This window comes from Arthrobacter sp. 2MCAF15 (assembly GCF_052115605.1).
Lineage (GTDB): Bacteria > Actinomycetota > Actinomycetes > Actinomycetales > Micrococcaceae > Arthrobacter.
Genome location: NZ_JBFRGZ010000004.1, coordinates 16765 through 41560, shown reverse-complemented (window position 1 = coordinate 41560; position 24796 = coordinate 16765). Strand labels below are relative to the sequence as shown.

The following is a 24796-nucleotide window of genomic DNA, read 5'->3' as shown; positions in this document are numbered from 1 at the left end:
TCTTAGTCTCGGAAGTGAGGCCGCTGCTTCTTGGACTCGTCTTGGCGATGATTGGCTTCGTTAACTTTGCTGGGGCCTTTGCCGCCGACCGTCTTTCGTTCGTCGGTACGTTCATATTCCTTCTAGCTGGGCTTGGTGCCTCTCGGTGGGCTTATTGCGTTGCTCAAGCCGAGACTGAGAGACCTGCAATACTCTGACGATGGTCGTATATTTTGAGTGCAGAACGCGGACAAATATGCCGAAATCGGAGCTGTTTGACCTTGCCCGGAGCATCGACGTCCACAAGGACTCCATGGCACAGTCTCGTGAAGAGGCCGTTGATGGCGTGACGTCCGGTCTTATCTCATTGGGTGAGGAAGTGACCTGGCGAGCTTGGCATTTCGGCCTCCCGCTCCAAATGACGAGCCGGATCACCGAGATGCAGTCACCCGACTATTTCGTAGATGAGCAGGTTAACGGTCCTTTCCAGCGGTTCCGGCATGTCCATGAATTCAGCCAGGACTCCACAGGAACCACAATGGTGGACCGTATCGAGTTTGCGGCACCATTCGGACCCATAGGACGTTTGGCCGAGAAACTGGTGCTGGCCCGATACCTCCAAAGACTGATCGAGACGCGCAACCAACACCTCGCAGAAGACTCGACTCGCGAATAAATAGTCTCTCGGTAGTCGAACCTGCCGCGACGCTCCGGCTGAGCAGAAACGAACGCCAAAAGCCAGGATCCCCTTGCCGGCCACACCCGGCGCCAAACAGCGCCGCAAAATGACCGCCAATTACCGCCGAAAGTCAGGCGGGGAGCACCGTCACTTTTCCCCCGGCGTCGACCTCCACGCTGAAACGCGTCTTGCCGGAGCGCAGTCCCTCCACGCGCATGGCGCCGAACGGCGTCGGGCTGGAGGCTGAGCTGAGGGGCAGGCCGTCGGAGCCCTGCGGCTTCAGGTCGAGGGTGGCCAGCATGACGGGAACCACCGACGCCGCCGCCCAGGCCTGAGGGCGGCACGATGCCGGGTAGGGCAACGGCCCGCCCTGCTCGGCGGTATCGCCGGAGAACAGTTCCGGCAGGCGGTAGCCGAAACCTTCCGCGGCGTCCAGCAGCGCCGCCGCGAGCTGCGCGGCCTCGGCCGGATGGCCGGCTGAGGCCATGCCTTGCAGGATCACCGCAGTGTCGTGTGACCAGACAGATCCGGCGTGGTAGCGCAGCGGCCAGTAACCGGCGTTGCCCGTGTCCAGGGTGCGGATGCCGAAGCCGGAGAACATGGACGGGTGCATCAGCCGCCGCACCACCACCTCAGTCTCCTCGGCGTTGAGGATCCCCGTGCCGAGCAGGTGGCCCATGTTGCTGGCCACGCCGTCGACGGCGCGTTTGTCCACGTCGAGCGCGATGGCCGGGTACGGGCCGAGGTGGTCCGCGCACCAGAATGATGCCCGGAACTTGCCGGCCAGGTCCGTGGCGTAATCCCTCCATTCGTCCCCGCCCGGTCGGCCGAAAGCGTCGAGGATTTCGGCCGCGTTGACGGCGGCTTGATAGGCATAACCCTGCACCTCGGCCAGTGCAATGGGGCCGGTGGCGAGTGATCCGTCGTTCCACCGGATGGAGTCGCCGGAATCCTTCCAGCCCTGGTTGGCCAGGCCGTGGCCGGTCTCGTCGATGTATTCCAGGAACCCGTCGCCGTCGGCATCCGCCCAGTGCTTGAGCCATTCGAGCGCCCGGTCCAGGTTGCCGAGCAGGCCCTCGACTTCGACGGCGGGCATGCCCCATTTCCAGGCGTCGTGGAGGAGGGAGACCCACAGCAGTGTGGCGTCGACAGTGCCGAAGTAGACCGGGGGAAGTGCCAGCCCCTCATGACTGCTGCCCTCCGGAAACCGCAGTTCGCCGCGCCGCACCTCGTGCAGGATCTTGCCCGGCTGCTCCGCCGTCTCGACGTCGTTCTGCGCGCCCTGCCGTGCGGCAAGGGTGCGCAGGGTGCCGGCGGCGAGGGCGGGGTCCACCGGCAGCAGCATGCGCGCCGCGATCAGGGAGTCACGGCCGAACAGCGTGAAGAACCAGGGCGCGCCGGCGGCAAGGAAGACGTCCTCCGGCGCCTGGGCCGTGGCCATACGGAGACCACCCAAATCCGCCATGGCCTGGCCGGCAAGCAACGCCAGCCGCCGGTCGTCCGCGCGGACGCGCATTTCCGCAGGGGCCTTGCCCGGGGCCGCGACTACCGGCGCCTCGCTGTCCGCCGCCCGCACGGACCAGCCGGCGGCGGCTGTCCCTCGGGCCGGGACGGTGACTTCCCAGCGCAGCCGGAGACGGTGAGCTTCCGGGGTGACCGCCGCGCCGACGGCGGTGATCACCGAGGTGACTCCCCCTGCGGCCGCGTGCCAGGCGCCGTCGCGCTCTTCCGGCCGGACGGGGTGGGGGGCGGCCCCGGACTTCACCGCTTCCAGGGGCGAAAAGTCGTTGCCCAGGACCAGTTCCACCACGGCGGTGACGTCATGGGCGAGGTCCGAACTCAGCAGGATCTCCTCGGACACTGCACCCGTTGTGACGGTCCGTGTTCTGGTGAGCCGGACCAGGGGGTCGCTTCCTTCGCCGCCGACGGTGCGGACCAGCGCCTCGAAGGATGAGACGCCGCCGCGGGTGCGGCCGCTGCCGATCGCTTCCGGCTCCTCGCCAGTGACCAGGAGGACGGCCTCGTCGATCACGCGGGTGTCGGCGCAGTAGATCCCCTGGGCCCCCTGGCGACGAAGCTGCCCGTCATGACCGCTCCACGCCTGCATGGGTGCGGCGAGCAGAACGTTCAGGTCGTGCAGGAAGGGTTGGCGGTGGGTCATGAGGTTCCTCCTGGGAGCCCGGCGGACCCCGTTGAGTTGATGTGAGCTGGGCGATTTCCCAAGGACAGTTGACAGTGACCTCGGCCACAATCCATGATGAGGATATCTTTTTTGATCGATCAAATACAGTTTTATCCCAAATTTGATCGATCTAAAACCCCTAGAAGGCAATCGGAGGAACAATGGCGTCGAGGCCTACCCTGGCCAGCCTGGCCGAAGAGTTGGGCCTGTCCCGGCAGACCGTCTCCAACGCCATCAACGCGCCCGAACGGGTCAAGCCGGACACCCTGCGGCGCGTGAACGAGCTGATCTCCGCGTCCGGCTACCGCCCCAACGCCGCGGCGCGGCAGTTGCGGACCCGGCGCTCACGGAACCTCGGTTTCAGGCTTATGCCCACCGGGGACGGAATCAACGGCGCCATCCTGGACCGGTTCCTGCACGCGTTGACCGAAAACCTGCAAGATCACGGCTACCGGGTCACGCTGTTCGCGGCGCGCAATGACGAAGCCGAGATGCAGTCCTACGAGGAGCTCCTGGAGACCTCCGACCTCGACGGTTTCGTGCTCACCGGCACGCACCACGGTGACGCGCGGACCGACTGGCTGATGGCCCGGGACATCCCCTTCGTGACTTTTGGCCGCCCCTGGACCGGATCCGGCAATGACGAAGACTGTGCCCACTCCTGGGTGGACGTGGACGGGCAGGCGGGCACCGCTGAGGCAACCACGTACCTGCTGGGCCGGGGACACCAAAGGATCGGTTTCCTCGGCTGGCCGGCCGGATCCGGCGTCGGCGACGACCGCCGGGCCGGTTGGGCGTCCTCCCTCGGCACAGCACTCCCCCCGTCGGACCTCGAGGCCTTGGCGATCGGAGTGGACGACGGCGCACGGCAAGGCGCGGAAGGTGCCCGCCAGCTCCTGGAACGGGGCGCCACCGCAGTGGTCTGCGCCAGCGATTCGCTCGCCCTCGGCGCCTCCGAACAGCTGCGGGCGGCGGCGCCGGGCACGCCGCCGGCCGTAATCGGGTTCGATGACACCCCGGTGGCGTCCGCCCTGGGCCTCAGCAGCGTCGCCCAGCCGGTGGAGGCTGCCGCGGTGGCGATCGTCGACATCCTGCGCCATGTCCTCGACGGAGCACCGGAGCAGCCCGTTCCGGTGACGCACCGGCTGCTGAAGCCGAGGCTTGTCCTGCGCGACGGCGGCGGCCCCCTCGCCAGCCCGCACACCCATTAGTTCCGCCACCGCCCCACACTTTCCAACCACCCCTGATTTGCCGTGCGCCCAACGATGGGCGCCCTACTGAAATGGAGTTCGACCCATGACAAGAACCCGAACACAGCGACTGGTCACCGGCGCCGTCGCCGCCATCGGAGCCCTCGCGCTCAGCGCGTGCGGCTCCGGCTTTAGCAGCCCGGCTTCCAGCGGCTCAGCCGAAGCGACCGGCTCCGGTCCCATCAGCGTTCTGATCGGCAGTTCCGGCGACGCAGAGACGACGGCGGTCAAGTCCGCCGTCGCCGACTGGTCCAAAACATCCGGGACGGAGGCCTCGGTGAGCGTTGCCTCCGACATGGTGCAGCAGCTGAGCCAGGGCTTCGCCTCGGGCAAACCGGCAGATGTTTTCTACGTCTCCACCGACCAGTTCGCCGGATTCGCGGCCAACGGATCCCTGGAGCCCTACGGCGACACGCTCACGAACAAGGCCGACTTCTACCCCGGCCTGGCCAAGGCGTTCAGCTATGACGGCAAGCTCTACTGCGCCCCCAAGGACTTCTCCACCCTCTCGCTGGTGATCAACACGGAGAAGTGGGCGGCCGCCGGGCTTGGCGAGGGCGATATCCCCACCAGCTGGGACCAGCTGGAGTCAGTGGCCAAGAAACTCACCAGCGGACCCACTACCGGACTGTCGTTCAGCCCCGAAATCGCCCGCGTGGGCGCCTTCTTCCCGCAGGCCGGCGGTTCGTTTGTGAGCGGGGACGGCAAGAGCGCCACAGTCAACAGCCCGGAAAACATTCAGGCCCTGACCTTTGTGAAATCCATGCTGACCGACGGCGCCGCCAAGTACTCTTCCGACCTAGGAGCGGGCTGGGGTGGCGAGGCATTCGGGAAGGGACTCTCGGCCATGACCATCGAAGGCAACTGGATCAGCGGTGCGTTGAGCAAGGACTACCCCAACGTGAAGTACCGTACGGTGGAACTTCCCGCCGGCCCCAAGGGCAAGGGAACCCTGCAGTTCACCAACTGCTGGGGCATCGCCGCGGACAGCAAGAACAAGCCGGCCGCGAAGAAACTGGTGGAGCAGCTGACCAGCACGCAGAGCCAGATCGGCTTCGCCAAGGCCTTCGGCGTGATGCCCTCCGTCGAGTCCGCCGCCACCGAGTTCAAGTCGGCCTTCCCCGATCAGGCAGCATCCCTGGCCGGCGCCGAGTACGCCCAGACGCTGCCCTCGCAGCCCGGCGCAGCTGATGTCATCAAGGACCTGAATGCCAAGCTGGCCACGCTGAAGACCTCCGACCCGAAGGCCATTCTGGACGCCGTCCAGACCGAAATGACCGCGGTCCTGGCTAAGTGACTGTGGCCCCACAGCAGCTCCCCCGGCGGCGTTCTGGTATCCACGGACGCCAGAACGCCACCGGGTGGCTCTTCATTGCACCCGTCGTGATCATCCTTGGCCTGTTCCTGGCGTTGCCGGTGGCCATGGCGGCTTGGGTCAGCGTGTCCGACTGGACCGGCCGCGGCAGCCCCTTCGCGGGCACCACCCGGTTTGTCGGGGCCGGCAACTACGACGCCATCCTCTCCGGCGGGGGCCTCGCCGCGCGCGACTTCGGCACGGCGCTGCGCAACAACTTCTACTACGTCATCCTCACCGTTCCGCTGCAGACCGCGCTGGCCCTGCTGCTGGCTGTGCTGGTGAACCGGCGGATCCTGAAGGGCCGGGGATTCTTCCGCACGGCCTTCTACTTCCCCTCGGTGACCAGTTCGGTGGCCATCACGGTGCTGTGGCTGTTCCTCTTCAGCGCCGGCGGTGTGGTCAACAAGCTGCTCGGCCTCGTCGGCGTCGCCGGGCCCAACTGGTTTCAGGACCCCAACGGCGTGCTGCACCTGCTGGCCGGGAGCGTGGGCGTCACCACGCCGCCGGCCGCGCTGGCCAGCGGAACGTTCCTGGGTGTCAGCTGGTGGGAGTGGCTGTCCGGCCCTTCCGTGGCGATGTCCGCCTTCATCCTGATGGCCGTCTTCACGACGTCGGGCACATTCATGCTCTTGTTCATCGCGGCGCTGCAGAACGTGGGCGGCGAGCTGCAGGAAGCGGCCATGCTCGACGGCGCCGGCGGCTGGCAGCGCTTCTGGTACGTGACCCTGCCGATGCTCCGCCCCACCCTGTTCACGGTGATCACCCTCGGCCTGATCGGCACCTGGCAGGTGTTCGACCAGATCTATACCGGCACCCAGGGCGGACCGGCCAAGACCACGCTCACCCCGGCGTATCTGTCCTTCAGCACTGCATTCAACAATCAGCAGTGGGGCCAGGGCGCGGCCATTGGCTTCATTCTGTTCGCCATCATCATTGTCTTTGCCATTGTCCAGCGGCTGATCCTGCGCGAACGCACCACCGTTCCGCGCCGCAAACGGTTCAACCCGCCACCGTCCAAGGGAGGAACCCCGTGACCGTTCCGCACACTGGTTCATCCGCCGTAACTGCTGAACTGCCATTCCGGCCGGAAACCCTGACCCAGGAGGAGGCACCGGCGCCGGGCAGCCACCAGCCGGCTCCTGCCCGCGGTCGGAAGCCTGTCGCGTGGGGCTGGGTGACCTACGCTGCCCTGATCCTGCTGGCGATCGTGTACATTTTCCCGTTCCTGGTCAATATTGCGACGTCGTTCAAGACCGAACCCCAGGCCGCCGCGGATCCGCTGTCCCTGATCCCCCCGACGTGGACGGCGGCCGCCTACGAACGGCTGTTCCTGAATTCGGATTTCCCGCTCTGGTTCAAGAACTCGATCGTGGTCACTGTTGTGGTCACGTTCGGGCGCGTGTTTTTTGACCTGCTGGCCGGGTACGCCCTGGCCCGGCTCCGGTTCCGCGGCAGGTCGGTCGTCTTCGCCGCCCTCGTCGCCGTCATGGCCGTTCCCGGCGTCGTGCTGCTCATTCCGAAGTTCCTCGTCATCAACCAGCTGGGGATCTACGATTCCTACGCCGGCATGATCGTTCCCCTGCTGGCCGATGCCGCCGGGGTGTTCATCATGAAGAACTTCTTCGAATCGATTCCGGTGAGCGTGGAGGAACAGGCGAAAGTGGACGGGGCGGGAACATTCCGCACGTTCTGGTCGATCGTGCTGCCCATGTCTGTCCCGGCCGTGATGACCATCATCATCCTGTCCTTCCAGGGGTCCTGGAATGAGTTGAGCCACTTCATCGTCTCGACCCAGGACCCCGGGCTGACCACACTGACCAAGGGCGTGGCCCAGCTGTCCTCGGGCCAGTTGAGCGCCGGAACGCAATACCCGCTGAAGCTGGCCGCGGCCGCCATCATGACCATCCCCGTCGCCATCGTGTTCTTCGTCTTCCAGAAACGGATCATGAATGCCACCGCCGGAGCGGTGAAGGAGTAGCCGGCGCGGTGAAGGAGTAGCCGGCGCGGTGCTCCCGCGGCCTACCCGCCTCCAACGATGGCCAGGCTCACCAGCCTGCCGCCGTCGCGGTCCGCGAACAGCCCTACCTGTGTACTGGATTCCGCGGGGAACACCTGGTCCGTGATGGTGGCGAGGCCGTCCTGGGCGAAGACCTCCACGGAGCAGCGGTCCAGGAAGATCCGCAGCCGCAGCCGGCCGTTTTCCAGCGGCACGGGCACGCTTTCCAACGAAGCGAACGATTCGTGGAAGTCCGTGTTGCCGGAAGCGGTCCGGTCCAGGCTGAGCACGCCCGTGGCGCACCTGTAGGCGAGGACCGTCCGTTCGGCGCCGCTTGCCCGGAGCAGGAGGCCCACTTCCCCGGCGGCGCCGGGTTCGAATTCGGCGTCGATCCGCAGGACGTCGCCGGAGGCTTCCGCGGGGATCCAGTGCGTTCCGGCAGGAAGAGGCCGGGCGGCCTCGGAGTAGGGGGAGGCTCCGAGATTCCGGCCGGCCCCGACGCTCTCGAAGGGGTCCAGCGCCGTCTGCATAGGCACCACGCGGCCGCCGCGGACGGCCAGCCTGACTTCCCGCACCAGGGACATGGCGCCGCGCCACCCGTCGGTGGGTGTGAGGGCCCCGTACTCCCAGTTGTTCATCCAGCCGATCATGAGCCGGCGCCCGTCCGGGGCGTTGCTGAAGGAGACGGCCGCGTAGTAATCCCGGCCCCAGTCCAGCCAGCCGTACTCGGCCATGCGGCTCTCATCCTTTTGGAGCCCCTCGGTGACCGTGGTCTCGGAAACGAACGCGACGCCGTCGAAGGTTCCCAGGAAGTACTGTCCGGCGGAACCGCCGGCGATTCCGCCGGGGTTCAGGTTCACCACCAGCACCCACTTGGTGTTTCCGGGATTGCCGTCCACCGGAAGCTCGAACAGGTCCGGGCATTCCCACACTCCCCCGGTGGCGTTCGCCGGGCCGAAGGTGCTCAGGTACTCCCACGCTTTGAGGTCGGCGGACTTGTACAGGACTGCTTCCCGGTCCATCGCCTCGACGGCGACCATCACCCAGTAGCTGCCGGCGGCGCCATCGTACCAGAAGACCTTGGGGTCGCGGAAGTCTGCGGAGCCGCGGTCCAGCACGGGGTTCCCGGCGTGTTTTATCCAGGTGGCGCCGTTGTCCGTACTGTAGGCAAGCGACTGCGCCTGCCGGCCGGACAGCGGGGATGCGGGCGAATAGGCGCTGGTATAGATGGCAACGAGCGGCGGATTGTCCGGGGTGCCGAATCCGCTGGTGTTGGCCCCGTCCAGCACGGCCGAACCGGAGAAGATGGCTTCCTGGTCATCGCAGGCGATGGCCACGGGTTGTTCGTCCCAGTGCAGCAGGTCCGCTGAAGTCGCGTGCCCCCAGGACATATTGCCCCACCCGTTCCCGGACGGGTTGTGCTGGTAGAAGAGGTGGTAGGTGCCGTTGGCGTAGACCAGTCCGTTGGGATCGTTCAGCCAGTTGCGGTCCGCCGTGTAGTGGTGCTGCGGCCGGTACTGGCAGCCGAGCGCGGTGGTGGTTGTCATGGTTGTGCTGTCTGCTTTCACGGTGTGTGCCGGAAGGGTGGGCCGGAGCGGCGGGTGGTTAGCCCTTGACGCCGCTGGACGCGATGCTGTTGATGAAGGAACGCTGGAAGGCGATGAACAGGACCACCACGGGAACCGTGATGAGGGACGCGTAGGCCATCACTTCACCCCAGGAGACGTTCAGCTGGAAGAAGTACTGGATGCCGATCATGACCGGCCGAAGTTCCTCGGACTGGACCACCATGAGGGGCCACAGGTAGGAGTTCCAGGCCGGCAGGAACGTCAGGATCGCGACCGTCGCGGTGGCCGGACCCGCCAGCGGCATGACCACCTGGCGGTAGATCTTGAACCAGCCGGCACCGTCGATGCGGGCGGCTTCGTCCAGTTCCTTGGGGATGGATTCGAAGTACTGGTGATAGAGGTAGATGGAGAACGCATTGGCGATGAACGGGATGATCTGGACCTGGTAGGTGTCCAGCCAGCCCTTGGAGATCTCGAGGCTGAAGCCGTTGAGTTCGAAGTAGGGCAACTGGTTGACCCACCAGACCAGCGGCAGGGCCAGGGTCTGGAACGGCACGATCAGCGTGGCCAGGATGACCGTGAACACCACCCGCTTGCCGCGCACCTCCATGCGGGACAACGCGAACGCGCAGAGGCTGTTGACGAAGATGCCCAGCACCACAGTGATCGCGGAGATGCCGATGGAGTTGACCAGGAACCGGGCGGCCGGGACCCGGTCGAACACCGCCGCGTAGTTGTCAAAGGAGACGTTTCCCACGGGCAGGAAGGCGGCCACGGAGGACATGTCCCCGAAGATCTGGGTGTCCGGCTTGAGCGAGGACACCAGCATGAAGACGATCGGGAAGGCGGCGACGGCGGCGAACAGGATCCGGACCAGCATGGTTGCCGCATAGTTGAGTCGAAGCGAATTTTTCACGTCAGTCCTTCTCTCGGGTCAGGTATCGCTGCACCGCGGAAATGAGCAGCACAAGGACGAAGAAAACCAGCGAGATCGCGGAAGCGTAGGAGGTTTCCTGCTGTTTGAAGCCGGAGCGGACGGCCTCGTAGATGATGGTTGTGGTGGAGTCCAGCGGGCCGCCCTGGGTCATGACACTGACCTGGTCGAACAGGCCGAGCGCCTGGATGGTGATGGTCACCAGGACCAGGCTGCGGGTGTGTTTCAGGCCCGGCCAGGTGACGTACCGGAACTGGTGCCAGCGGCTGGCGCCGTCCAGCTGGGCTGCCTCGTACAGTTCACCGGAGATGCTCTGCAGCCCGGCGAGCCAGATGATCATGTGGAATCCGGCCGCCTGCCAGATGGACAGCGCGATGATGGCAGGCATGGCCGTGGCGGGATCGTTGAGCCAGTCGGCACCCTGGATGAGGCCGAAGCTGAAGGTGGACAGCAGCTCGTTGATCAGGCCTTCCTTGCGGTACATGAAGAGCCACAGGAGGGAGACCACCACCATGGACGTGACCACAGGCAGAAAGTAGATGGTGCGGAAGAAGTTCACGCCGCGGAATTTCTTGTTGATCAGCAGCGCCATGGCCAGGGCCAGGGCCGACTGCACCGGGACCACCACCACGGCGAAGTAGGTGACGTTCAGCAGTGACCGCCAGAAGGTGGGGTCCGCGAACAGCCGGGCAAAGTTGTCTGTGCCGACGAACTCCACCGGGCGGGGCGAGATCAGCCGGGCGTTGGTGAAGGCCAGGCCGAAGCCCAGGACGGCCGGCAGGAACACAAAGAGCAGCAGCAGTACCGCTGCGGGGGCAATCATGCCCCAGCCGCTGATCTGTTCGCGCAGCAAGCCTGCCCGGCGGCGGCGCGGCAGGGCCGGCAGCGGCCGTGGCGCCGGTTCGGCGGCGGGGCGGGGACGGGTGGAAAGTGGGCTGGTTGTCATGGGATTCTCCGTTGACCTGCAGCACCGGGGGGACGACGACGGCGGAACTCACCCGCCGTCGTCGTCCTCCGCGGAGGGCTGCTAGTTCTTGTAGCCGCCGTTGGATTTGATGTTGGCGTCGATGGCCTTGACGGCCTTGTCCAGGGCCGTCTGGGGGTCGGCGCCTGCGAGGACGTCCTGGACGGCTTTGCCGTATTCGGTGGCGATGAACGGGTAGGCCGGGGTCTCGGGACGCATCACTGCGTACTGGCGGGAGAAGTCCATGAAGATCCGGTTGGTGCCGCCCTTTGCGAACGACGGGACCAGGGCCGCGGCCTCATCCGTCGCCGGGATGGTGCCCGTGGCCTTGGCGACTGCGGCCAGGTTTTCCGGCTTCAGCGAGTAGGAGAGGTAGTCCATGGCGGCGTCGGTGTTGGCGCAGCCCTGGGTGACGCCCCACTGCCAGGAGGCGCCGCCGATCTTGGGTCCGTTGCCAAGGTCCACGGTGGGCATGACCACCAGGTCATCGCCCAGGGCAGCCCGGGCCTTGTCCGCGGCCCATGAGCCGGTGTACAGCAAGCCGCTCTTGTTGTTCAGGAAGTCCTGGGTGGAGTCCTTGCCGCTCTTGGTGGCCATGAAGCCCTGGTCGGCCAGTCCGCGGAACCACTTGGCCCATTCCACTGCCTTGTCCCCATTGAGGACTCCGTCCGCGCTCTGGAAGCCGTCGCGGTTGATCAGGTCGGCGCCGAAGGACTGCAGGAACGGCGAGTAGCCGTAGGGCAGCCATTCGCCGCTGCCGGCGGTCCCCATGTCCAGCGGGTATTCCCATTTGCCCAGGGCTTTGAGCTTGGTCAGCGCGTCCTGGAACTCCGCTTTGGTCCAGGGCTGCTCGATTGTTGCGGCGCGCACCCCGGCGGCCTTGAGGTCCGACGCGCGTGCAAGCATGGCCAGCGCCACGTCGTAATAGCCGACGGCGTAGGTTTGGCCCTCCCACTTGGCCACGGTGCTGGGCAGGTTGGCGGACAGGTCGGTGGAGAGCTTGAGCGGGGTCAGGTACTTTGCCCACGCCCAGTTGGGGACATTGGGTCCGTCGATATCGACGATGCAGGGAAGCTTACCGGCGGCGGCCGCGGAGACCACGGAGTCGTTGTAGGACTCCTGCGGGAACGCCTGCACCTTGATCTTGGCCTTGGCGCCGCTGCTCTTGTTGTAGGAGTCGACGACGCCCTGGATGGAGGCCAGCTCTTCGGGGTTGCCGGCGTTGTGGGTCCACATCGTGATCTCTTTAGTGCCCTCGGACGTGGCCGAGGCACTGCCCTTGCCGCACGCGCCGAGGCTGCCGACCAGGGCGGCCGCCGTTATGCTGGTGGCCAGGATTCGGGTGAATCGCTTGTTCATGAGTGAGTCTTTCTGCTTATTTTTGTACGCGGATGATTAGCCCGGATCCGTGGGGGCGCGGCCGGTGCAACGGCCGCGCCCCTTTTAGGGCCCGGGATGGGTCTGTGGTGGATACGTGTGGGTGCTGGTGTAGCCGAAGGGCTCAGTTTGGGGGCTCAGCCCGGCGACTCAGTCCGGCGGCGGGCCGACGGACCCCCGCTCAATGAGCGGGCAGGAAAGCAGCTCCTGGACGGCCTTCACCTCGGGGCCTTCGATGTCGTCGAGGAGCCGGGTGACGGCCCAACGCCCCATTTCATAATGCGGCAGCGCCACCGTGGTGAGTCCGGGCCAGAGCGCGGCGGCGATCAGCTCAAGGTTGTCCATGCCGACCACGGACAGGTCCTCGGGAATGCGGAGTCCCAGCGTGGCAGCGCTCTGGTAAGCGCCCATGGCCACGCGGTCGCTGAAACAGAACAGTGCCGTCGGACGGTCCGGACGCTGCAGCACCTGAAGCGCCGCCTCCCGCCCGCCGGGAGTATCAGCCGTGCCTGAGGTCACCAGCTCCGGATTGAACTGGAGGCCGTGGCGGCCCAGCGCGTTCCGGTAGCCCTGAAGCCGTCCGTGGGTTGCCGGGATGTCGTCGACATTGTTCAGCATCCCGATCCTGGTATGGCCGGCCTGGACGAGGGCTTCCACTGCCGTTTCCGCCGCGGCCACCTCGTCCGGGACCACCGAGGAGATGGACCGGTCCGCGGTGACGGCGTCGAGGAGGACTGTGGGCAGCGTGTCCAGGTCCGCAGGAAGGCTGACGCCCTGGTGGTACATCCTCGCGTAGACGATCCCATCAACCTGGTGCTGCTGCAGGGTCCGGATTTCGCGGTTTTCCAGTTCAGGGTCGAGGCCCGAGTTGACCACCATGACGACGTAGCCGCGCTCATAGGCGGCGTCCTGGGCGCCCCTGATCATGGCCCCGGCGAACGGTGTGGTGGTGATTTCGTCGCTGACGAGGCCAAGGATCTGCGAACGGTGGTTGCGCAGCCCGCTGGCGAGCCGGTTGGGCGCGTAGCCAAGGTCCTTGGCGACGGCCCGGATGTGTTCCCGGGTTTCTGTCTTGACCCGGGTGCCGCCCGCTGGGTTCAGGGCGTGGGACACCGTGGTCACGGAGACCCCGGCAGCTTTCGCTACGTCCCTAATTCCGACCTTCGTCACCGTTGACTCCCTTTGCAAAACGTTTTGGCATGTTGTGTGGCTCACACTATCCAAAACGTTTTGGCAGTGTCAAGAGGCACAGCGTCAGCGGGCACAATGTCGAGACGTGCTGGAAGTAATGAGGACCCGAACTTAACGCAAGAACCCCCTCAGGAGAGGGGGTTCTTGCGGTGCCGCATGCTCAGTCGCCGGGTCAGGCAGGAATGCGCTCCGCCAGCTTTGAGTGCGCCGCACGGGCGGCCGGCACGCCGTCGCCGTCCTGGCCGTACAGCCAGTCGTTGTACTGGAAGTCGTTGTCCTTCCGGCTCTTGAACAGCAGGTTGCGCAGCGTGCGGGCCAGCCCGGAGACGTGCCATGATTCGCCCCAGACGCGGGCGGTGCGCTGGACCCGTGCGGTGCGGCCGGCGCGGAGGCTGTTGAACTCCTTGATGGCCTGGTCCCAGCCTTCCGGGTTGACGCCGTCGGCGGTGAAGACGGTGCCGGTGCTGGCGTCCTGGAGGACGGCCGCGTCCTCGAGGGCCTGGCAGGCGCCCTGGGCGAGGTACTGCAGCATCGGGTGAGCGGCGTCGCCCATCAGCACCATGCGGCCGGCGACCCAGTTTTCGATCGGGTCGCGGTCGTACATCGGCCAGCGCATGCCCGTGCCCAGGTTCTTCAGCGCCTCCCGGACGGCCGGGACGCAATCCTTGTACGCGGCCTCAAGCTCGTCCACTCCCCCGTACTGCTCCTCGCCGCGCTCAAAGGAGGCCGACTTGAAGACGGCCACGGTGTTCAGCAGTTCGCCCTTGCGCAGCGGGTACTGCACCAAGTGGCAGTCCGGGCCGAGGTAGACAATGACGTCCTCGAGGTCGGCCTTGGGCGTGTTTTCGGTGATCGGCACGGTGCCCCGGTAGGCCACGTAGGCCGAGGAGACCGGCTGGTCGTTGGCCACGAGCGGACGCAGGGTGGACTTGAGCCCGTCGGCGCCGATCACGACGTCGGCCGAGTAGTCCACTCCGGCGGCGGTGTGGGCCACGCCGCGGCCGTTGACCGTTTCCACGCTCTCGACCATGACGTCGTTGACCAGCGTGACGCCGGCGGCTTCACAGCCTTCGAGCAGGACCCGGTGTAGATCACTGCGGTGGATCACGACGTACGGCGCTCCGTAGCGTTCCTCGAATTCCCCGCCGAGGCTCTGGCGGGTGAGTTCCTCGCCGGTGACGGCGTCACGGAAGACCAGGTGCTTGGGCTGGACGCCGATTTCCAGGGCTTTTTCCAGCAGGCCCCAGCGCTTCAGGACGCGGGAGGCGTTGGGGGCCATCTGCAGGCCTGCGCCGACCTCGCCGAATTCGGGGGCCCGTTCCACCAGCGTGACGTTGGCACCGTTTTCCCGCAGCGCGAGGGCTCCGGCCAGTCCGGCCATTCCCCCTCCGATGACGAGGACATCGGTGGAGATATCGATGGACGGGGCGTGCTCAGACATTGCTTGCTCCTGTTGGTGAGGTTGAGGATTTTGACTTGAGTTTGAGGCCGACGGCGGCCAGCAGGACCGCGGCGATGGCGGCTGCGCCTGCGAAGGCAAGGAAATTGGAACTGACGCCCAGCCCGGCCGCCAGCAGGAGGCCGCCGATCTGGGGTGCGGCGACGGCGCCGATGCGGCCGGTCCCCAGCGCCCAGCCCAGCGCCGTGCCGCGCAGATGCCCGGGATAGTGGCTGGCGACGGCGGCGATGATGAGGCACTGCGTGCCGTGGGTGCCGACGCCGGCGAGGACCAGCATGAGGTACACGACGGTGACCGGCGGCCCCGTAACCAGGACCACGAGGGCGCCGCCGGCGACGGCCGCGGCGGCGATCGCCGTCGGGATCGGGCCGAAGCGGGTCCCGGCCCAGGCTGTGATGACCGAGCCGGCCACCGCGCCCAGGTTCAGGGCAAGGGCGAAGGTCAGGGCGGAGCCAAGGTTGTAGCCGGCCAGCTGCATGAGGTTGGGCAGCCAGGTGCCCAGCCCGTACCAGGCGAACAGGGTGGCGATCGTTGCCAGGGCGAACAGCAGGCTGACTCCCAGGTAGGGGGCGCGGAGCAGGGAGCCGAACCCGGACGGCTCCTCGAGGTTTCGGCCGCCGCTTGCGGCGCGGGCCGGGGCCAGCGTCTCCGGCAGGTACTTCAGTCCGAGGGGCACCACGATCAGCAGGGCCAGCACGGCGACGAGGAACATGGACTCCCAGCCGAAGGCGGGGATCAGCTGGATGCCAACAAGGGCGGCGATGGATCCGCCGATGGGGACGCCGGACATCATCAGGGTGGCGATCGTTGACCGCCACTTGGCCGGGACAAGTTCGGCGACCAGGGCATTGGCCGAGGGCACCAGGCCCCCGAGTCCGACGCCGGCCAGGAGCCGCAGGGTGCCGAACACCGGGGCGCTCGGTGCGAAGGCGCAGAGGATGGTGAAAATCGAGAAGACGATGGCGCAGCCCAGGATGGTGCGGCGGCGTCCCCAGGAATCGGCCATCCGGCCCGCGAAGATCGCTCCGATCATCATGCCGACGAAGGCCATGGAACCGATGGTTCCGGCGGTGGCCTTGGTCAGCCCCCAGCCGGTCTCGGAAATCAGGGAGGACTGGACGGTGCCGTAGACAATCAGGTCGTAGCCATCGAAGACCACCAGGAGCCAGCAGACCAGGACAGCGGCGGCCGAGCTTTTGGAGAACCGCGCCGCGGGCCCGCCAACGGTAACGGGGGTGGGATCCCCCGGCGAGGACCGGCGCGGCACTGCAACGGAGGGTGTGTGATTCATACCACTACTGTCGTGGCCTTCGCAGGTGAACCACAATATAATTCTGATGTGCAGAATACCCCATCGGCCAGATCCGCCCGAAAGCCCGTCCAGAAGCGGCCGACCTATTCCATCGAGGCAGTGGACAATGCGCTGCAGCTCCTCCAGCTCCTGCGCGACGGCGGCGCCCTGCGTCTCAAGGACGCCGCGGCCGAGCTGGGCGTTGCACCCTCGACCGCGCACCGACTGCTGGCGATGCTGGTCTACCGGGGCTTCGCCGTGCAGGACGAAACGCGCCGCTATGTCCCGGGCCCGGCAATGGGGGTCGGGCCGGCCGGGCTGAGCTGGACCCGGCTGCTCCGATCCATCGCCCAGCCCCATATGGAGCTTCTGTCCGCACGGCTGAACGAGACAGTGAATCTGATGGTCCGCGTGGGGACCAAGGTGCGGTTCCTGGCCACCGTGGAGGGCAGCAATGTGCTGCGCGTGGGTGACCGGCAGGGGACGGTAATGCCCGCCAACAAAACCTCCGGCGGGAAGGCCATGCTCGCGGAGCTGGAGCCGCCGATGATCGAGCAGCTGTTCCGCAGCCACAACGCGGAGATTGGCGGCGACACCATCCCGGACGACGAATTTCCGGCGTTCCTGCGCGAACTTGAATCCATCAGCGGCAACGGCTTCGCAGCCAACTTCGAAGGCACGGAGGAAGGTGTGAGCGCCCTGGGGATGGCCCTGCACAACCGGCACGGAATAGTTGTTGGCGCGCTCAGCGTCGCCACTCCAGCCACCCGCTTCCGCAGGGTGTTCGACGCCGGACTCGTCCCGGCCATGCGAGAAACCTGCCGACAGCTGGAGATCGACATCGCGGCCAACCCGGCGGAGCCGGACTGACGGCGGCCCAACCGACTCGCAGTTGAGGCCCTTTTGAGGGCCCATAACCGCCCCTGCTGCGAGTCAGCTGGGTTGCAGGGAATTCTGACCAGCAGAATATGTTGGGGATCACACGGATGAATCTTTAGTGTCGAACTACGCCAAGAACTGTTCTGACCTATCGAGGAGGCCCACGTGTCCATCAGCGCAGAGAACACGACTCATGAATCAGTGGCCGCGGGGCACACTGCTCCGGAGCCGACACCTGAAGAGGCTGCCCAGCTGCAGGAGCTGTACCGGGATTTTGACCGGGAGAACCTGATTCCGCTGTGGACCGAGATCGCGGACCTGATGCCCATGGTCCCGACTCCCAAGGCAGTGCCCCACGTCTGGCGGTGGAGCGACCTGTACCCCCTGGCCGCCCGCGCCGGGGACCTGGTTCCTGTGGGCCGCGGCGGCGAACGCCGCGCCATTGCCCTCGCCAACCCGGGCCTGGCCGGGACGCCGTACGCCACCCCAACGCTGTGGGCTGCCATCCAGTATCTCGGGGCCCGCGAGACCGCCCCGGAGCACCGGCACTCGCAGAACGCCTTCCGCTTCGTCGTCGAGGGCGAAGGCGTCTGGACCGTGGTGAACGGAGACCCGGTCCGGATGTCCCGCGGTGACTTCCTCCTGACCCCGGGCTGGAACTTCCACGGCCACCACAACGACACCGATGAACCGATGGCCTGGATCGACGGCCTGGACATCCCGTTCGTGCACTACGCCGACGCCGGCTTCTTCGAGTTCGGCACCGAGCGCGTCACCGACGAGGCCACTCCGGACATCTCCCGCTCGGAGCGGCTCTGGGCCCACCCGGGGCTGCGCCCGCTCTCCGGGCTGGATGACACCACGAGCTCCCCCATCGCCGCGTACCGCTGGGAACACACGGACCGGGCACTGGCCGAGCAGCTCCTGCTCGAGGACGAGGGCCACCCGGCCACCGTGTCCCAGGGCCACGCCGCCGTCCGCTTCACCAACCCCACCACCGGCGGTGACGTCATGCCGACCATCCGGGCCGAATTCCACCGGCTCCGCGCCGGCGCCTCCACCGAGAGCCTCCGCGAGGTCGGCTCCAGCGTCTGGCAGGTCTTCGAAGGCTCCGGCACCGTGGTCCTGAACGGCGAGACGAGGAACCTGGCGAAGGGCGACCTCTTCGTCGTCCCGTCCTGGCAAGAATGGTCCCTCCAAGCCGACCTGCAAGCCGAAGCTGGCTCGCAAACGTCGTTTGACCTCTTCCGCTTCAGCGACGCCCCCATTTTCGAACGGCTGAACTTCAACCGCACCTACATCGAAGGACGCAACAAATGAGACTCCTCACCCTCCGCACCGCGAACGGAACCGTGGCTGTCCGCCAGGACGGCGACACCCTGACCGAAATCGACGGCTTCGTCGACGTCGGGGAACTGCTCCGCACCGCGGACTGGGAAGCGACGGCCAAGGCCGCCAGCGGCGCAACCCACGCGCTCAACGGCGCCGACCTGGCCGCCGTCGTCCCTTCCCCCGGCAAGATCATCTGCGTGGGCCACAACTACCGCAACCACATCAAGGAGATGGGCCGGGAAGTCCCCGAGTTCCCCACCCTGTTCGCGAAGTACGCCGAATCCCTGATCGGTCCCAACGATGACCTTGCCCTGCCGCAGGAATCCGACGCCGTGGACTGGGAGGCCGAACTCGCCGTCGTGATCGGCAAGACCGGACGCCGGATCAGCGAAGCCGACGCCGCAGACCACATCGCCGGGTACGCAGTGCTGAACGACGTTTCCATGCGCGACTACCAGTTCCGCACCATCCAGTGGCTGCAGGGCAAGACCTGGGAAAAGTCGACCCCGTTCGGCCCTGCCCTGGTCACCAAGGACGAATTCAGCGCCGGGCCGCTGATGACCTCCGAGGTCGACGGCGAAGTCCAGCAGCAGACCCCCACGGGCGACCTCGTCTTCACCCCCGAGTACCTGGTCTCCTACATTTCCACGATCATCACGTTGAATCCGGGCGACGTGATCGCCACCGGCACCCCCGGCGGCGTGGGCCACGCCCAGGACCCCAAGCGCTACCTGCAGGAGGGCCAGATCCTGGTCACCACCATCGAGGGACTGGGTCAGCTGAAGAACCGCGTGGTCAAGGAAGCCTGATGGTTGCCCGCCAGGACCAGACGACGGACCCGGAGCTGCTTGCGGCGCTGCTGCAGGCGCGCCGGGGCACGGCGTTCTTCGCCCGCAAGCTCAATGAGCTCTCCGACGCGGAGCTCGACGGCGACTCGCTGCTGCCGGGCTGGACGCGCCGCCACATCACAGCGCATATCGGCTACAACGCCCGGGCCATCGCCCGGCTGGTCGAGTGGGCGGCCACCGGGGTGGAAACCCCGATGTATGCCTCGACCGGGGTCCGCAACCATGAGATCGATTTCGGCGCCACGCTGAGTCCGATCGCGCTGCGGAACCTCTTCGACCACTCGGCGGTGCATTTGAGCGTCGAGTGGCGGGACCTGCCCGGGGACGCCTGGCAGAACAGGGTCCGCACCATCCAGGGCCGGGAAGTCCCTGCCACCGAAACGGTCTGGATGCGCAGCCGCGAAGTCTGGATGCACGCCATCGACCTCGACAACGGGGCCTCGTTCGCCGACATCCCGGCACCTGTGCTGGAGCGGCTCCTGGCGGACATCACGGGCGCCTGGAAAATCCGGGGCACCGACGCGGGCCTGGTGGTGAAGGTGGCAGGCTCAGGTTTGTCGTTCGGCGACACCACCGCCGCTGACCCGACGATCATCACCGGGGCCCTGCCCGGCGTCGTCGAATGGGCCGCCGGGCGCGGCACCAGCGGCGTTAGTGCGAGCGGCCCGGCCGCCAACGGCACGGTGCCGGCCGCGCCGAAGTGGCTCTAGGCCCCCATCACCGTTGGGTTCGCGACGCTGGCGGACCTGGACGGGATCGAAGCCGGCGCCTTCGATGCGTTCGACGTCCGCCCTGCGAGCGTGGCGGTGTACCACCTGGGCAATAACGGGACGGCCCGCCAACTGCTCACGGCATGGCCAATCAGTACCGAGGGCCTCAACGGCATCCGAAATAGTTGACGGGGAATACCCAACACTTCATGATGGTTGAAGCTTCAACAAACAATCTTGTGTTCACTCCCCCTCAGCCAGGAGCTTTCATGCAAACCCCAGAGACACCCACGGTCGTGGGCGACCTTTCCCTCAGCGCTTCACCCGTAGTGGCGACCGCCGGATCAGCCGACCCGTCGGCGCCCCTGGTGGTGCTCCTGCACGGGCGCGGCTCAAGTGAACGCGAAATCATTGCCCTGGCTGACCAGCTGCCACCGAGTGCCGCCTATGCGGCAGTCCGGGCCCCGATTGCCGAAGGCGGCGGCTATGCATGGTTTGCCAACCGCGGCATCGGCCGCCCGGTTGCCGAGTCGCTGGCCGCCACCATGTCCTGGTTCCGAACCTGGCTCGATGCCGCTGCCCCGGACGGACGGTCCGTAGTGCTCGTCGGCTTCAGCGGGGGCGCAGCCTTCGCCGGCGGCCTAGTACTAGCAGATCCGGAACGTTTTGACGGAGCGGCCATTCTGTACGGGACTTTGCCGTTCGACGCCGGCGTCCCCGTCACGCCGGCCCGGTTGGCCGGACTACCGGTTTTCGTCGCCCAGGGCGACCAGGACAGGATTATTCCGCCAGAGCTGCTGGAGCGCACGTGGCAGTACCTGCTCACGGATTCCGCAGCCGCCGCCTATGCGCGCCGCGATCCCGGCGGGCACCACATCAGCGCTCAGACGCTCGGTGAACTCAGCGGCTGGATCCACGAGCGCTTTTCGTTCCTTACCCGGCCCGGAGCGCGCGACCGCACCGCAAACAGCACCCACTGGTCGGCGCTGCCCGGGGGCCACCTGCCGGTGAGGTCCGGCCAGCGTCCGGCCGTGTCGTGGACCATCCCACAGGAACAACTCAGTGACAACGCGCCACTTGGGCTTCAGGAAAGATTGTTCGACCGGATACGCTCGCTCGCCGGCGTCGCGACGTCGCAGTCAGCGATCTCCGTTCCGGGTGCGCGCAGCCTCAAGGTGAAGCCCGGGGCTGATGCCCCGGCCGATGCGTTCTTGGTTCCCTCCGTTGGGGAGTTTGCCCACCAGCACCCGCCCTACGACGGCTCGCTCCACCTGGCCCTTCCGCCCGAACTGGTGGCCGACGCCGTCGCCAAGGGCTGGGCGGCGGCCCATCCGCTGGCCGGCATCCGGCTGGCTCGAGGCATGGTCATGATCTACGGGCCGCGGGACGACAGCGAGCTGGAGGTTGTCGCGGCGATGGTGGCCACCAGCCATGGCTACGCCACCGGGGCCAACGCCGAAGAGTTCTGACGGTTCGCCGGGACGTGACGCCCAATGCCTTCCCGCAGACGATCATGTGCCCCGGCGTTCCCCGCCAACGGACCTGTTCCGTTTCGTGGCGCGGCGCGCCCGGGCGCGTGTCGCGGCCCGGCTTAGCCGCGCCTGGATCAGGAGAAGCCGAGGCACCGCAAGGTAGACGGCAGTGGGAACCACCACGAGGGTGAGCGCAAACGCCCGAAGGACCGGAGGCCACTCCGGCGCCAATGCTGCCAGCGCGCTCATCCCGATGGCAGCCAGCGGAAAGATCGCCAGCCACGTCACGGCGGCCCTGACATGGACGGATGCGATGCCGGCGGTCCGATGATGATGCACGTCCGTCTCATCGGCGGCAAGCGCTTTGCCCTCGTGTTCCACTCAATCTCCAAACGTCTGGTTGGAAACGATGCTACGGAGCCGCGGCGCCCAAAAGCAAACGAACGGTTGGAGATAGGATGGGGCCATGGCCTGGGACACTGACGCAACGCGGGAGAAGATCCTCGCGGCCGCCATTGCCGAATTTTCAGAGCGTGGCTTCTCCGGCGCGCGCATCCACCAGATTTCGAAGAGTTCGGGGTGCAACCGCGAACGGATCTACTTCTACTTCGGCGACAAGGCCCAACTCTTCGAAGCGGCGCTCACCCGCCAACTCGCCACAGCCCTGGACGACCTCCCGGTCATCGGCTCGGGACCTGCTGCGATCGCCGATTTCGCGGGACGGTACTTTGACTTTTCCAGGAGCTCCCCGGGTCTCGCGCGGCTCACGTTTTGGGAGGGGCTTGAGCTGGGCCATCCAGTCGGCGCCGAAGCTCGCGCCCTCCGCTCAGCAGACAAGGTGGCCGAGATCCGTCGCGCGCTGCCCACGGCGAGCGAGAAGGCAGCGGAAGACCTGTTGCTCACAATCGTGACACTCTGCCACGCCTGGGCATCGAGCCCGAACGTCCACCTTGTGATCACCGGAGCGGCGGACGAGGAACGCAGGCGCGTGGCCATCATGCGAACCAGCGAACTGCTCGCCCATGACGCCGCGGACGCAACATACCGCCGGCCGTAGCGGCGGCACCAGCCCCTCCCGAATCGCCCATGCTTTCGCCGTTTCGTGGTTTCCTGCCACGGACTGCCCTGACATGCTTGTGGGGTGTCCACTATCTCGACGGAAACACCCCGGACCGCGCTCAGCTGGAAACTCGTGCCAGCGGCGCTTGTTTCCACGTCCGGTGTGCTGCTGTTTGGCGTCCAAAATGACGCTCTTGGCTACGGTACTCTCGCCGCTGGCCTGGCGACGGCGGCCTTTATCGACCGCGGGTTGATGCGGCACCTCGTGCTCATTGCGGCGGGAATGGTCATCATCAGCGCGGTTCCTCTGAACGCCGATTTGAGCATCCAGCACATGGTCCTCATGGGTGGCGCCCTCGCCCTGGCCGTGCTGGTGCCGTGGCTGGTGTCGCGTTTCCTTTACGGCGAGGAAATCATCAGGTTTCCGGTGAACACCGGCCGGAAGTGGCCGCTCGCCGCGAAGCTGTACCTGGTTGGCGTGGCGGCGCTCGGATACTTCATTCTGCCCGTATACCTGATCAGCACCGGGGTCTACCAAAACTGGCCGGACGCATCCGATCCGGCAATCTTCTGGCGGCTATTTCTGGGAGTGAACGCCGTTGGCATCTGGGACGAGTTGTTCTTCATCTGCACAACTTTCACGCTGCTGCGCCAACACTTTCCAGACTGGCTGGCCAACGTCCTGCAGGCCGTGGTTTTCTCCTCGTTCCTCTGGGAGATCGGCTATCAGGCCTGGGGACCGCTGTTGACGTTCCCCTTCGCGCTGCTGCAGGGCTATACCTTCAGGCTGACGAAGTCCTTCACCTACGTCGTGTCAGTCCACCTGATCTTCGACTTTGTCCTGTTTCTCGCGCTGGTGCACGCACACAACCGGGACTGGCTGCCCATCTTCTTGTACTGACGTGGCGGCCCGCCGTGCAGCCAGGCTCCCCGGCCACTGCGGTCGGATTCGGTAGGCTGACGCCAGCCCGCCATCGAGCGGGAAGTGCCTGCTGGATTTCCATCGACAGGCCTGTGGGGACTACTGGTGGTGGGGTTGAGTCGGTGACAGGCTTTGTGCGGTGGAGTAGAACCTATTTCGCCATGCAGGCGATTGCCGGTATCTCCTGGTGGGCCGCGGTGTTCCTCGTGCCCGGGGTGCGCGAGGCGACCCTCGGGAATCTGGACCCTGCCGCCGTCGCGGTCTTTGACATTCCGCTCTTCGTCGTGGCCTCGGCCGTGGCGGCATGCGGCGTCAGGGCTGCCGCAGTGGTGAGCGCCTGCTGGACAGGCGTCGTCGCCGTCGTACTGGCTGTGTACGCCACGTTCACAACCGAAGCGGGCCGGGGCGCCCTGAGCATGGGTGCTGCTGCCGCATGTTCGGTGATCGCGCTCTGCGCCCTCTTGCTGGGACGCATACCGACCACGTGGATCATCCGCGGCCCCTTCGCATTCCGCCCCGCCGTCACCCGCCCAACCGCTGCAACCCACGTGGCGTCAACATTTGGACAGATCGTCCTGTTCTGGGGGTTCTTCCTCGTGGTGGTTCCGTGGGCCATAACGGTTCTTGAGCAGCGCTGGGCGATGTCGCTCCCCTTCCCACTGGGCGCGGGGCCCGTCGGCGTCGCAGTTCTCCTACTCGCCAGTGGTCTTGGCATCTGGTCGGCCCTGGTTATGTCGACGCTTGGAGAGGGCACGCCGCTGCCAGCGGCGATGCCGAACCGTCTGGTCATCGCAGGTCCGTATCGCTGGATTCGGAATCCCATGGCGGTAGCGGGCATCGTCCAGGGCGCCGCGGTCGGCCTCATCTTGCACTCGTGGCTTGTGATCGCCTACGCGGTCCTGGGCTCGATCGTCTGGAACTACGTCGTCAGGCCGCTCGAGGAAACTGACCTCAAAGAACGGTTCGGCGAAGAATTCCAGCACTACCGCGAAACGGTGCGCTGCTGGATCCCGCGGATGCCGACGTCTCAGCGTTCAAAGGGACTATGGAGACGTCTCTCCGAGACATACGAGAGGCCGGCTTTCTCACGCCGCCGCTAAACCTGCATCGGCCTCGGCCAGTGTCTTGAAAAACCGTAGTATTCCACGGCGTCCACGTGGCCAGACTTCGCAGGAATCTAGGTTGCTGTTAGCGCCCCCTCACAGTGCATTTCACCGTACGGGTCATACGTACATTGCCCTCTTCGGCGCCGGACCAGGAGCCGTGGAAGTAGGGAGAGTGCTGTCAGGGACCGGCTTGCGGGCGCCGGGCAGGTGCGGAGCGTTCGTTGGCGCGCGTGGTGCCCAC

Annotated in this window: 22 protein-coding genes; 13 read left to right on the top strand and 9 right to left on the bottom strand. The window is 66.3% G+C overall.

The genetic code is table 11. From position 1 onward, the window contains the following. Positions 1–235 precede the first annotated feature (235 nt). The gene (locus AB4089_RS06135; protein WP_441408411.1) at positions 236–655 is read left to right on the top strand and encodes an SRPBCC family protein; all 420 of its coding nucleotides are present in this window, start codon (positions 236–238) and stop codon (positions 653–655) included. 133 nt (positions 656–788) lie between these two features. Here the strand turns inward: AB4089_RS06135 and AB4089_RS06130 are convergent, their stop codons facing one another. Continuing rightward, positions 789–2819, bottom strand: coding sequence for a glycogen debranching N-terminal domain-containing protein (locus AB4089_RS06130; RefSeq protein WP_441408410.1), 2031 nt, complete (start codon positions 2817–2819; stop codon positions 789–791). 182 nt (positions 2820–3001) lie between these two features. On the opposite strand from AB4089_RS06130, the gene AB4089_RS06125 reads away from it, so the two are divergent. The 4 genes from AB4089_RS06125 (at position 3002) to AB4089_RS06110 (ending at position 7425) form a co-directional block, all read left to right on the top strand. Beyond that, complete coding sequence (locus AB4089_RS06125; protein WP_441408409.1) at positions 3002–4051, top strand: LacI family DNA-binding transcriptional regulator; 1050 nt, start codon at positions 3002–3004, stop codon at positions 4049–4051. 85 nt (positions 4052–4136) lie between these two features. Continuing rightward, positions 4137–5387: a sugar ABC transporter substrate-binding protein gene (locus tag AB4089_RS06120; RefSeq protein ID WP_441408408.1), complete on the top strand. Its 1251-nt coding sequence runs from the start codon at positions 4137–4139 to the stop codon at positions 5385–5387. Between the two features lie 2 nt (positions 5388–5389). Further along, the gene (locus AB4089_RS06115) at positions 5390–6481 is read left to right on the top strand and encodes a carbohydrate ABC transporter permease (RefSeq protein ID WP_441408678.1); all 1092 of its coding nucleotides are present in this window, start codon (positions 5390–5392) and stop codon (positions 6479–6481) included. Next, complete coding sequence (locus AB4089_RS06110; protein ID WP_441408407.1) at positions 6478–7425, top strand: carbohydrate ABC transporter permease; 948 nt, start codon at positions 6478–6480, stop codon at positions 7423–7425. The genes AB4089_RS06115 and AB4089_RS06110 overlap by 4 nt, the downstream gene beginning before the upstream one ends. A 41-nt stretch (positions 7426–7466) precedes the next feature. On the opposite strand, the gene AB4089_RS06105 is transcribed toward AB4089_RS06110, so the two are convergent. The 7 genes from AB4089_RS06105 to AB4089_RS06075 form a co-directional block, all read right to left on the bottom strand. Further along, positions 7467–8990, bottom strand: coding sequence for a glycoside hydrolase family 32 protein (locus AB4089_RS06105; protein ID WP_441408406.1), 1524 nt, complete (start codon positions 8988–8990; stop codon positions 7467–7469). 58 nt (positions 8991–9048) lie between these two features. After that, positions 9049–9927 (bottom strand): carbohydrate ABC transporter permease, encoded by an 879-nt coding sequence (locus AB4089_RS06100; RefSeq protein ID WP_441408405.1) that lies wholly within the window; start codon positions 9925–9927, stop codon positions 9049–9051. 1 nt (position 9928) lies between these two features. Next, entirely contained in the window at positions 9929–10891 is a 963-nt protein-coding gene (locus AB4089_RS06095; RefSeq protein WP_441408404.1) for a carbohydrate ABC transporter permease, read from the bottom strand. 81 nt (positions 10892–10972) lie between these two features. Further along, positions 10973–12268, bottom strand: a complete 1296-nt coding sequence (locus AB4089_RS06090) for a sugar ABC transporter substrate-binding protein (RefSeq protein ID WP_441408403.1) — start codon at positions 12266–12268, stop codon at positions 10973–10975. Between the two features lie 168 nt (positions 12269–12436). After that, positions 12437–13456 (bottom strand): LacI family DNA-binding transcriptional regulator, encoded by a 1020-nt coding sequence (locus AB4089_RS06085; protein ID WP_441408402.1) that lies wholly within the window; start codon positions 13454–13456, stop codon positions 12437–12439. A 193-nt stretch (positions 13457–13649) separates the two neighbouring features. Then, the gene (locus tag AB4089_RS06080; protein ID WP_441408401.1) at positions 13650–14918 is read right to left on the bottom strand and encodes an FAD-dependent oxidoreductase; all 1269 of its coding nucleotides are present in this window, start codon (positions 14916–14918) and stop codon (positions 13650–13652) included. After that, a complete protein-coding gene (locus tag AB4089_RS06075; RefSeq protein WP_441408400.1) occupies positions 14911–16227 on the bottom strand; it encodes an MFS transporter in 1317 nt (438 codons plus the stop codon). The genes AB4089_RS06080 and AB4089_RS06075 overlap by 8 nt, the downstream gene beginning before the upstream one ends. Positions 16228–16275: 48 nt before the next feature. On the opposite strand from AB4089_RS06075, the gene AB4089_RS06070 reads away from it, so the two are divergent. The 5 genes from AB4089_RS06070 to AB4089_RS06050 all read left to right on the top strand — a co-directional run bounded on the left by AB4089_RS06070 (position 16276) and on the right by AB4089_RS06050 (position 21465). Then, positions 16276–17097, top strand: coding sequence for an IclR family transcriptional regulator (locus AB4089_RS06070; protein WP_441408399.1), 822 nt, complete (start codon positions 16276–16278; stop codon positions 17095–17097). A gap of 174 nt (positions 17098–17271) precedes the next feature. After that, entirely contained in the window at positions 17272–18426 is a 1155-nt protein-coding gene (locus AB4089_RS06065; RefSeq protein ID WP_441408398.1) for a cupin domain-containing protein, read from the top strand. Next, positions 18423–19247: a fumarylacetoacetate hydrolase family protein gene (locus AB4089_RS06060; RefSeq protein ID WP_441408397.1), complete on the top strand. Its 825-nt coding sequence runs from the start codon at positions 18423–18425 to the stop codon at positions 19245–19247. The genes AB4089_RS06065 and AB4089_RS06060 overlap by 4 nt, the downstream gene beginning before the upstream one ends. After that, positions 19247–19996: a maleylpyruvate isomerase family mycothiol-dependent enzyme gene (locus AB4089_RS06055; protein ID WP_441408396.1), complete on the top strand. Its 750-nt coding sequence runs from the start codon at positions 19247–19249 to the stop codon at positions 19994–19996. Before AB4089_RS06060 ends, AB4089_RS06055 begins: the two co-directional genes overlap by 1 nt. 269 nt (positions 19997–20265) lie before the next feature. After that, a complete protein-coding gene (locus AB4089_RS06050) occupies positions 20266–21465 on the top strand; it encodes a luciferase domain-containing protein (RefSeq protein WP_441408395.1) in 1200 nt (399 codons plus the stop codon). A gap of 42 nt (positions 21466–21507) precedes the next feature. On the opposite strand, the gene AB4089_RS06045 is transcribed toward AB4089_RS06050, so the two are convergent. Next, entirely contained in the window at positions 21508–21849 is a 342-nt protein-coding gene (locus AB4089_RS06045) for a hypothetical protein (protein ID WP_441408394.1), read from the bottom strand. 85 nt (positions 21850–21934) lie between these two features. On the opposite strand from AB4089_RS06045, the gene AB4089_RS06040 reads away from it, so the two are divergent. The 3 genes from AB4089_RS06040 (at position 21935) to AB4089_RS06030 (ending at position 24549) form a co-directional block, all read left to right on the top strand. Further along, the gene (locus tag AB4089_RS06040) at positions 21935–22525 is read left to right on the top strand and encodes a TetR/AcrR family transcriptional regulator (protein ID WP_441408393.1); all 591 of its coding nucleotides are present in this window, start codon (positions 21935–21937) and stop codon (positions 22523–22525) included. 84 nt (positions 22526–22609) lie between these two features. Beyond that, a complete protein-coding gene (locus AB4089_RS06035) occupies positions 22610–23428 on the top strand; it encodes a CPBP family intramembrane glutamic endopeptidase (protein WP_441408392.1) in 819 nt (272 codons plus the stop codon). 182 nt (positions 23429–23610) lie between these two features. After that, entirely contained in the window at positions 23611–24549 is a 939-nt protein-coding gene (locus AB4089_RS06030; RefSeq protein WP_441408391.1) for a methyltransferase family protein, read from the top strand. Positions 24550–24796: the final 247 nt, after the last annotated feature.

Bases quoted from the DNA above. Each gene is read 5' to 3' on its own strand.
- AB4089_RS06135 (WP_441408411.1), top strand. From the start codon at position 236: ATGCCGAAATCGGAGCTGTTTGACCTTGCCCGGAGCATCGACGTCCAC.
- AB4089_RS06130 (WP_441408410.1), bottom strand. From the start codon at position 2,819: ATGACCCACCGCCAACCCTTCCTGCACGACCTGAACGTTCTGCTCGCC.
- AB4089_RS06125 (WP_441408409.1), top strand. From the start codon at position 3,002: ATGGCGTCGAGGCCTACCCTGGCCAGCCTGGCCGAAGAGTTGGGCCTG.
- AB4089_RS06120 (WP_441408408.1), top strand. From the start codon at position 4,137: ATGACAAGAACCCGAACACAGCGACTGGTCACCGGCGCCGTCGCCGCC.
- AB4089_RS06105 (WP_441408406.1), bottom strand. From the start codon at position 8,990: ATGACAACCACCACCGCGCTCGGCTGCCAGTACCGGCCGCAGCACCAC.
- AB4089_RS06095 (WP_441408404.1), bottom strand. From the start codon at position 10,891: ATGACAACCAGCCCACTTTCCACCCGTCCCCGCCCCGCCGCCGAACCG.
- AB4089_RS06090 (WP_441408403.1), bottom strand. From the start codon at position 12,268: ATGAACAAGCGATTCACCCGAATCCTGGCCACCAGCATAACGGCGGCC.
- AB4089_RS06080 (WP_441408401.1), bottom strand. From the start codon at position 14,918: ATGTCTGAGCACGCCCCGTCCATCGATATCTCCACCGATGTCCTCGTC.
- AB4089_RS06075 (WP_441408400.1), bottom strand. From the start codon at position 16,227: ATGAATCACACACCCTCCGTTGCAGTGCCGCGCCGGTCCTCGCCGGGG.
- AB4089_RS06060 (WP_441408397.1), top strand. From the start codon at position 18,423: ATGAGACTCCTCACCCTCCGCACCGCGAACGGAACCGTGGCTGTCCGC.
- AB4089_RS06055 (WP_441408396.1), top strand. From the start codon at position 19,247: ATGGTTGCCCGCCAGGACCAGACGACGGACCCGGAGCTGCTTGCGGCG.
- AB4089_RS06050 (WP_441408395.1), top strand. From the start codon at position 20,266: ATGCAAACCCCAGAGACACCCACGGTCGTGGGCGACCTTTCCCTCAGC.
- AB4089_RS06040 (WP_441408393.1), top strand. From the start codon at position 21,935: ATGGCCTGGGACACTGACGCAACGCGGGAGAAGATCCTCGCGGCCGCC.
- AB4089_RS06030 (WP_441408391.1), top strand. From the start codon at position 23,611: ATGCAGGCGATTGCCGGTATCTCCTGGTGGGCCGCGGTGTTCCTCGTG.